Origin of the sequence: Bradyrhizobium sp. CER78 (assembly GCF_029846235.1) — a bacterium.
GTDB lineage: Bacteria > Pseudomonadota > Alphaproteobacteria > Rhizobiales > Xanthobacteraceae > Bradyrhizobium.
Genome location: NZ_JARVWP010000032.1, coordinates 36,455 through 45,165 on the forward strand (window position 1 = coordinate 36,455; position 8,711 = coordinate 45,165).

Genomic DNA, 8,711 nt, shown 5'->3' on the forward strand with positions numbered 1-8,711 from the left:
ATCTTCGATGCGCCCCGGAATGACGACATTTCGCGTCGGTGACAGCTTGCGAATTTGCGCTATGGTAGCTCCGCCGCAGCGGCCCAAAGAGCCGCGCGAGGAGGAGCCGCCATGGACGCGATCGTGGACGCGAAGTGCCAGAAGTCCGGCCAGCAGCAGTCTGGTCACCGGATGCTGATCACGCCGGAGCGGGTGTTCTATGCCGGGCTGCTCGGCCGCCCGCGTGAACGCTGCCCCGGCGCATTCCATGTCTATGTCGCGATCCGCGACGGCTTGCATTTGTCGACCAGCGAGGGCCGCGAGTCCCATGGCGAGCTCGCGGTAACGATGCCGAATCTGCGGCACACCATCACCAGCGAATATCGTTCCGCGATCTGCGTCGCGATCGAGCCGGAGAGCGTGCCCGACGGCACGCTCGAAGCGGTCGCTCGCCGCCTGCAAGGGCCGGACTCGCATCTGTTCGCCAATCGGATCCGCAACGCCTATGCGACGCTGGCCGAGATGCAGCATCGCGACGCGATCGCCAATGCCGAGTTCGACACCATGTGCTTCGGCGACGCGCTGCCGCAGCGCGTGCTCGATCCGCGCGTGGTGCGCGCGATCGGCCGCATCGGGCAGTTCTCCGGCGAGCCAGTGACCGCAGCGGGTTGCGCTGCCGAGGCCGGGCTGTCGCCGTCGCGCTTCCTGCATCTGTTCAAGGAGGAGACCGGGATCTCGTTCCGCTCCTTCCGCGCCTGGAAGCGCGCGCGGCATCTGCTGCACTTCGCCAACCAGGACATCAACCTCGCGCATCTCGCACAGGACATCGGCTATCCCGACTCGACCCATTTCAGCCACTCGATCCGCCGCTTCTATGGCCTGAAGCCGCGCGCGATCTTCTCCGGCTCGCGGGATCTTGCGATCTACCGCACCGGGCAGGGAACGAGCGAGCGCGCGCTGACGTAGATTGTCGTCCCGGCGAAGGCCGGGACCCATACCGCGTGATTCATCAATGAAGCGGGATGGCAGACGCCTACCTGAAGCAACAGGCATTGGTGGTTATGGGTCCCGGCCTTCGCCGGGACGACGGCTGAGATTTGTCCCCACCCTTACAAATTCGCGCCCTGGATCACCTCGCCGAACCGCAGCCAGCCGGGCCCTTCGATACGCTGCAACTGCAACTGCTGCAGCGGATGGTGATTGGTCGGGCTGGTGTTGACCTTGATGCCGGGCAGCAATGTCGGGACATAGACGTCTTTCAGATTGTTCGCCTGCGCCATGATGTTGTCGCGGCTGAAATTGCCCTTGCATTGATCGAGCACGATCTTGAGCACGTTCGCCACCATGTAGGCGTAGAGGTTGTAGCCCTCTTTCGGATTGCCGTCGGGGAAGTATTTTTCCATGAAGGCGAGGAAATCCTTCACGCCGGGATCATTGGCCCAGGCCGGATCGGCAACGTCCTTGATATAGGCCGACGAGATCGTGCCTTGGGCCTTGTCGAGGCCGACGGGGACGATGGTCGAAGACAGCGACGCAGCACCGCTCGCGATGAAATGCATCGGCTTCCAGCCGAGCTCGTAGATCTTGCGGATCGACTGCGCGCAGAACTTTGCCGTTGTGCCCGAGATCAGCACGTCGGGATTGGCGCCGCGCAAGGCGACGATCTGGGAATCGATCGTGGGATCGGTGACCTCGTGCGAGGCGACCACGGCCGATGTCGCGAACCGCTCGCCCAGCACGTCCTTGGTGCCGGCGACGAAATCCTTGCCGAGATCGTCGTTCTGGTAGAGCACCGCGATCTTCGCGTCCTTGTGCTGGCTCAGCGCATATTTGACGAACACCTGCGCCTCGGTCCGCGCGCTCGGCGCAAAGCCCATGGTCCAGGGATAGGACTTGTAGTCGCCCCATTTGTCGCCGTTCACCGACAGGAACAGATGCGGCACCTTGGCGGCGTTGATGTATTTGACGACCGCCGAGTTCGGCGCGGTGCCGAGCATGTTGAACAGGAAGGCGACATTGTCGCTCTCGATCAGGCGGCGCACCTGCTCGACCGTCTTGGCCGGATTGAACGCGTCGTCGTAATAGATGTACTTGATCTGCCGGCCGGCGATGCCGCCCTGCTCGTTCAGCATCCTGAAATAGGCTTCCTGGCAGCGCGCCTGCACGCCGAGTGCCGACACCGGGCCGCTCAGCGAGGTGGTGCTGCCGATCCTGATCTCGGTCGCAGTGACCCCTGGCGTGTCGTCGGCCAGCGAAGGCCTGAGGCCCGAGACGGCGGCTAGCCCCGCGCCCGCCGCGCCGGTGAGCCATGAGCGCCGGTTGATCGAGACCATGACGTCCTCCCCGTGATGCCGGCTTGTTGCGCCCGCTTCTGCTTGCGGCAAAGCCTATGCGCCATGCTCGTGCGGCGTCTTGTGTTAACCGGCTGGCGGCGGATTACGGCGTGATCGCATTGACTTAGCCAGTCAACGCAAGATGGCGCGAAGGCAAATTTCTCATCATGGGAAAACCAGCAGCGCAGGTGCGCTGCAAAGCGGACAAGAGACCCATGAGCGACAAGGCTGTCATCACCTGCGCGCTGAACGGCGTGCTTACCGATCCGAAGCAGCACAATGTCCCGGTGACGCCGGAACAGATGGCGCGCGAGGCCAAGGCCGCGTTCAACGCCGGCGCCAGCATCATGCACATCCATCTGCGCCAGCAGGAGCCGAACAAGGGCCACCTGCCGTCATGGGATGTCGGTATCAGCAAGGAGATTCAGCAGGCGATCCGCGAGGCCTGCCCCGGCGTGATCATCAACCACACCACCGGCACGTCGGGACCGAACTACCAGGGCGCGCTCGATTGCGTGCGTGAGACGAGGCCCGAGATCGCCGCCTGCAACGCAGGCTCGCTGAACTATCTGAAGGTCAAGGCCGACAACACCTGGGCCTGGCCGCCGATGATGTTCGATAACGCCGTCGAGAAGGTGCAGGACTATCTCGACGTGATGAAGGCGGCTGGCACGATTCCCGAATTCGAGTGCTTCGACGTCGGCATCGTGCGCTGTGTTGGCATGTACCGGCAGACCGGGATGTATTCCGGACCGCTCGAATACAACTTCGTGATGGGCGTGGCCTCGGGCATGCCGGCCGATCCGGAGCTGCTGCCGATCCTGCTCAAGCTGAAGGCGCCGGAAGCGCATTGGCAGGTCACCGCGATCGGCCGTGCCGAGATCTGGCCGCTGCACCAGCGCGCCGCCGATCTCGGCGGCCATCTGCGCAGCGGGCTGGAAGACACGTTCTATCTCGGCGATGGCACCAAGGTGACGTCGAACGGGCAGCTCGTCGAAGGGCTCGCCGTCTGCGCCCGCCGTGCCGGCCGCGAGATCGCGAGCCCCGCGGAAGCGCGGCAGATTTTTGGGACGAGACACTGACCGTCATTCCGGGGCGCGCGTAGCGCGAGCACGGAATCCATCAGGCCGCACGTCCTGTGGCGCCATGGATTCCGGGCTCAGCCCTACGGGCTGCCCCGGAATGACGGCGAGGGAGGAGCAAGACATGGACAATCTCGCAGCAACCGGCGGCGTCACCGGGCCGGGCCGCATCGGGCGGGTCGCGATCGGCGACCTTCTGAAGCGTGCCTCGCGGCGGTTTCCGGATCGCATCGCGCTGACCGATGGCACCAGGCAGGTCAGCTTCACCGAGCTCGAGCGCGACGCCAATCGCTTCGCCAATCACCTGGTGCAGCGCGGCCTGAAGCCGGGCGAGAAGATCTCGACAATCTGCAACAACTCCGTTGAGTTCGTCAAAGCGCTCTTCGGCATCCACCGCGCCGGCCTGGTCTGGGTGCCGATCAACACCATGCTCGGGCCGGCGGACATGGACTACATCCTCGGCCATGCCGAGGTCCGCTTCGCCGTCATCGACGACAACCTCCACGCCCAGGCCGATCGCCGCGCGGCGCTGGAAGCGCGTGGCATGGAGATGATCGCGGTCAACCTGACCGGCAATGCCGGCAAGACCGGATTGCAGGAATTCAACGGCCTGCTGGAGGGCCAGCCCGACATCGAGCCGGACATCGAGATCAACGACCGCGATCTCGCGATGATCATCTACACGTCGGGCACGACGTCGCGGCCGAAGGGCGCGATGCATTGTCATCTCGCCGTGGTCATGGCCGTGATGAGCAATTGCATCGAGATGCAACTGTCGCGCGATGACGGGATCACCGGGCAGTTCCCGTTGTTTCACTGCGCCGGCCATGTGTTGCTGCTCAGCTATCTCTCGGTCTACGGCCGGATGGCGCTGATGCGCGGCTTCGATCCGGTGGTCTGCATGGAGGCGATCGTCCGTAACAAGCTCACGGTGTTCGTCGGCCTGTCCTTGATGTACCAGGCGATCCTCGATCATCCGCGCCGACGCGAGTATGATTTGTCGGGCCTGCGCTGCTGCATCTATACCATGGCGCCGATGGGCAAGCCGCTGCTCGAACGCGCGATGGCGGACATGTGCCCGAACTTCGTGCTGACCAGCGGCCAGACCGAGATGTATCCGGCGACCACGATGTCGCGCCCGGAGGTGCAGCTCGACCGCTTCGGCAATTACTGGGGCGAGTCGCTTGTTGTCAACGAGACCGCGATCATGGACGACAACGGCAACCTGTTGCCGCGCGGCGAGATCGGCGAGCTGGTGCATCGCGGCCCCAACGTGATGCTGGGCTATTACAAGGACCCGAAGTCCACCGAGGAGGCGCAAGTTCGGCTGGCACCATACCGGCGACCTCGCTTTGATCGACGGCAATGGCGAGGTGCTGTTCCTCGACCGCAAGAAGGACATGATCAAGTCGGGCGGCGAGAACGTCGCCTCCGTCAAGATCGAGGAGACGCTGTTGGCGCATCCCGCGGTGCAGAACGCCGCCGTGGTCGGCCTGCCGCATCCGCAATGGGGCGAGGCGGTCTCTGCCTTCGTCAAGCTGAAGCCCGGCGCGGTGGCCGACGAGGCCGGCATCGAGGCGCATTGCAGGAAGCATCTCGGCGGCTTCCAGGTGCCGAAGCTGGTGCGTATCCTCGAGGAGATGCCGATGACCGCGACCGGCAAGCTGCGCAAGGTCGAGCTGCGGCAGCAATATAGTGGGCATTTTGTGGAGCGCGCGTAGTGGCCATCATCGAGAACACCATCGCCACCGGCAGTGCCGCATTCCAGGGCAATCGCGACGGCATGCTGGCGCTGATCGCCCGGATGCGGGGTCTGGAGGAGCGCACGCGCGCGGCCTCCGCAGCGGCAAAGGACCGCTTCCACAAGCGTGGTCAGCTCTTGCCGCGCGAGCGCGTCGCGCTGGTGCTCGATCCCGGCTCGCCGTTCCTCGAACTGTCGACGCTCGCCGGCTACATGTTCGATGTGCCGGATGCGGACAAGAGCGTGCCCGGCGGCGGCCTAGTCGCGGGTATCGGCTTCGTCTCCGGCATCCGCTGTATGGTCAGCGCCAACGATGCCGGCATCGACGCCGGCGCGCTGCAACCCTACGGCCTCGACAAGACGCTGCGGGTGCAGGAGCTCGCGCTGGAGAACAAGTTGCCCTATGTGCAGCTGGTCGAGAGCGCCGGCGCCAATCTGCTGCGCTACCGGGTCGAGGATTTCGTCCGCGGCGGCAACATCTTCCGCAATCTGGCGCGGCTGTCGGCGGCGGGGCTTCCCGTCGTCACCGTCACCCACGGCTCCTCGACCGCGGGCGGTGCCTACCAGACCGGTCTCTCCGACTATATCGTGATGGTGCGCGGCCGCACCCGCGCCTTCCTCGCCGGGCCGCCGCTGCTCAAGGCCGCCACCGGTGAGATTGCCACCGAGGAGGAACTCGGCGGCGCCGAGATGCATACCTCGATTTCCGGTCTTGGCGACTATCTCGCCGAGGACGACCGCGACGCGCTGCGTATCGCGCGCGACATCATGGCCAAGGTGCCCTGGGACCGGCCGACGCCCGAACAGGCCTCATTCAAGCCGCCGCGCTACGACGCCGAGGAACTGCTTGGCATCATGCCGATGGACCACAAGCGCCCCGTCGACATGCGCCAGGCGATTGCGCGCTTCATCGACGACTCCGATTTCACCGAGTTCGGCGCCAATTACGGCCCGGCGACGGTGTGCGGCCATGCCCGGATTGAAGGACAGGCGATCGGTATCATCACCAACAACGGCCCGCTCGATGTGCCCGGCGCCAACAAGGCGACGCATTTCATCCAGGCCTGCTGCCAGTCGCGCACGCCGATCCTCTATATGAACAACACCACCGGCTACATGGTGGGTAAGGCCTATGAAGAGGCCGGCATGATCAAGCACGGCTCGAAGATGATCCAGGCGGTAACCTCGGCAACGGTGCCGCAGATCACTCTGTATTGCGGCGCCTCGTTCGGCGCCGGCAATTACGGCATGTGCGGCCGCGGCTTCCATCCGCGCTTCTGCTTCTCTTGGCCGAATGCCAAGACCGCCGTGATGGGCGGCGAGCAGGCCGCCGAGACCATGGCGATCGTCACCGAGGCGGCTGCCGCGCGGCGCGGCAAGCCGATCGAGAAGGAGAAGCTGGACGCGATGAAGGCGCAGATCACCGGCGTGTTCGACAGTCAGATGGACGTGTTCTCGACCAGCGCCCGCGTGCTCGACGACGGGGTGATCGATCCGCGTGACACGCGGACGGTGCTGTCGGAGGTGCTGGCGATCTGCCGCGAAGGGGAGGCGCGCACTCCTCAGCGCATGCAGTTCTCGGTGGCGCGGCCATGAGCGGTACCATCGTGAAGCGGACACCGTTCTTCAAGGTCCTGATCGCCAACCGCGGCGAGATCGCACTGCGCATCATGAGTACCGCGCGGCGGCTCGGCTATGGCGTGGTCGCCGTCTATTCGGACGCCGACCGCGACGCGCTGCATGTGCGCGAGGCCGATCAGGCGGTGCGGATCGGCGAGCCGCTGCCGGCGCAATCCTATCTCAAGATCGAGGCGATTATTGCCGCCGCCAAGGCAAGCGGCGCCGGCGCGGTGCATCCCGGCTACGGCTTCCTCGCCGAGAACGAGGATTTTGCGCAGGCGTGCCGCGACGCAGGGCTGGTGTTCATCGGCCCGTCGCCGGAGGCGATCCTCGCGATGGGCAACAAGGCCGGCGCCAAGGAGATCATGCAGAAGGCCGGCGTGCCCTGCGTGCCTGGCTACCAAGGTGCCGACCAGAGCGATGCGGCGATGCTGGCGGAAGCCAAGGCGATCGGCTTTCCCGTCATGATCAAGGCGGTCGCCGGCGGCGGCGGCCGCGGCATGCGGCTGGTTGCGGATGCGGCGGCGTTTCCGGATGCGCTACGCAGCGCCCGATCGGAAGCGCAGGGCGCGTTCGGTGATCCCACCGTTATCCTCGAGCGCGCCATCGTCGATCCGCGCCACATCGAGATCCAGGTGTTCGGCGATCGCCATGGCAACGCCATTCATCTCGGCGAGCGCGACTGCTCGGTGCAGCGGCGGCACCAGAAGCTGATCGAGGAAGCACCATCGCCGGCGGTAACGCCGGAGCTGCGCGCGCGGATGGGCGCCGTCGCAGTCCAGGCGGTCAAGGCGATCGGCTACGAGGGTGCCGGCACGCTGGAATTCCTGCTCGACCGCGCCGGCAATTTCTACTTCATGGAGATGAACACGCGGCTTCAGGTCGAGCATCCCGTCACCGAGGCGATCACCGGCCTCGATCTGGTCGAGCTGCAGCTTCGCGTCGCCAGGGGCGAGCCGCTCGGTATGAAGCAGGAGGACATCAGTTTCTCTGGCCATGCCATCGAGGTGCGGCTCTGCTCCGAGGATGCCGGGCACGACTTCATGCCGCAATCCGGCACGATGGCGCGCTGGCAGATGCCCGACGGCATCCGCGTCGAGCACGCGCTGCAGTCCGGCTCGGAGATCCCGCCGTTCTATGATTCGATGATCGCCAAGGTCATCAGCCATGGTGCGACCCGCGACGAAGCGCGCGGCAAGCTGATCTCTGCGCTGGAGCAGGTCACCGCGTTCGGCGTTACCACCAACCAGGGCTTTCTGATCGACTGCCTGCGCCATCCGGTCTTCGCCAAGGGCGAGGCGACCACGGCCTTCATCGGCAATAACCGCGATGCCTTGCTGGCGCCGCGGCCCGATCGCGGCAGCGACGTCGCGCTCGCGGCGCTGCTGCTCTATGTCACCCATCCGCATGCACCACTATGGCAGCGCGGCCGGTCGCTATCGGCGACATTCCCGCTCGGCCTGCGGATCGATCTCGGCCACGGCATGCAGGAGATCGAGATCGTTCGCGACCGCGACGGCAGCTATGTCGCGACCCGTAACGGCGATCGCTTCAGCTTCGTGATCGACGAGCTCGATCAGGACAGCATCCGCTTGCACCACGACGGTGTGATGGAGCAGGCCAAGTTCCTGCGTGACGGCGATCGGCTCTACATCCTGCATCGCGGCGTCACGCTGTCGGCCCGCGACCTCACGCTCGCGCCGCCGGAGAGCGCGTCGGCCGCCGGCGGCGACGGCAAGGTCCGCGCCGCCATGAATGGCCGGGTCGTAGCTGTCCTGGTGAAGGCCGGCGACAAGGTCGCGGCCGGCCAGCCGGTGATGACGCTGGAGGCGATGAAGATGGAGCATGTCCACACCGCCGGCGTCGCGGGCACGGTGTCGTCGATCGACGTTGCCGAGGGCGAGCAGGTGACGACGGGCAAGATCGTGGTGGAGATCGAGGCGGCCGCATAATCGG

At 65.5% G+C, this 8,711-nt stretch carries 5 protein-coding genes and 1 pseudogene; 5 read left to right on the forward strand and 1 reads right to left on the reverse strand.

Annotated elements, in window-relative coordinates; all coding sequences use genetic code 11:
* Positions 1–111: 111 nt before the first annotated feature.
* On the forward strand, positions 112–945 hold the full coding sequence (locus QDT69_RS36340) for a helix-turn-helix domain-containing protein (protein WP_279711271.1): 834 nt from the start codon (positions 112–114) through the stop codon (positions 943–945).
* A gap of 143 nt (positions 946–1,088) precedes the next feature.
* Here the strand turns inward: QDT69_RS36340 and QDT69_RS36345 are convergent, their stop codons facing one another.
* Positions 1,089–2,312: an ABC transporter substrate-binding protein gene (locus tag QDT69_RS36345; protein ID WP_279711272.1), complete on the reverse strand. Its 1,224-nt coding sequence runs from the start codon at positions 2,310–2,312 to the stop codon at positions 1,089–1,091.
* 215 nt (positions 2,313–2,527) lie between these two features.
* Between QDT69_RS36345 and QDT69_RS36350 the strand changes: the two genes are divergently transcribed.
* The 4 genes and pseudogenes from QDT69_RS36350 to QDT69_RS36365 all read left to right on the forward strand — a co-directional run bounded on the left by QDT69_RS36350 (position 2,528) and on the right by QDT69_RS36365 (position 8,707).
* Entirely contained in the window at positions 2,528–3,394 is an 867-nt protein-coding gene (locus tag QDT69_RS36350) for a 3-keto-5-aminohexanoate cleavage protein (protein WP_279711273.1), read from the forward strand.
* Positions 3,395–3,518: 124 nt separating this feature from the next.
* Positions 3,519–5,115 (forward strand): annotated as a pseudogene (locus QDT69_RS36355) (AMP-binding protein).
* Positions 5,115–6,731, forward strand: coding sequence for an acyl-CoA carboxylase subunit beta (locus QDT69_RS36360; RefSeq protein WP_279711274.1), 1,617 nt, complete (start codon positions 5,115–5,117; stop codon positions 6,729–6,731). The pseudogene QDT69_RS36355 and the gene QDT69_RS36360 overlap by 1 nt, the downstream one beginning before the upstream one ends.
* Positions 6,728–8,707, forward strand: coding sequence for an acetyl-CoA carboxylase biotin carboxylase subunit (locus tag QDT69_RS36365; RefSeq protein ID WP_279711275.1), 1,980 nt, complete (start codon positions 6,728–6,730; stop codon positions 8,705–8,707). Before QDT69_RS36360 ends, QDT69_RS36365 begins: the two co-directional genes overlap by 4 nt.
* The last annotated feature ends 4 nt before the right edge of the window (positions 8,708–8,711 follow it).

Coding starts and splice junctions, on each gene's coding strand:
- QDT69_RS36340 (WP_279711271.1), top strand. CDS start 112: ATGGACGCGATCGTGGACGCGAAGTGCCAGAAGTCCGGCCAGCAGCAG.
- QDT69_RS36345 (WP_279711272.1), bottom strand. CDS start 2,312: ATGGTCTCGATCAACCGGCGCTCATGGCTCACCGGCGCGGCGGGCGCG.
- QDT69_RS36350 (WP_279711273.1), top strand. CDS start 2,528: ATGAGCGACAAGGCTGTCATCACCTGCGCGCTGAACGGCGTGCTTACC.
- QDT69_RS36365 (WP_279711275.1), top strand. CDS start 6,728: ATGAGCGGTACCATCGTGAAGCGGACACCGTTCTTCAAGGTCCTGATC.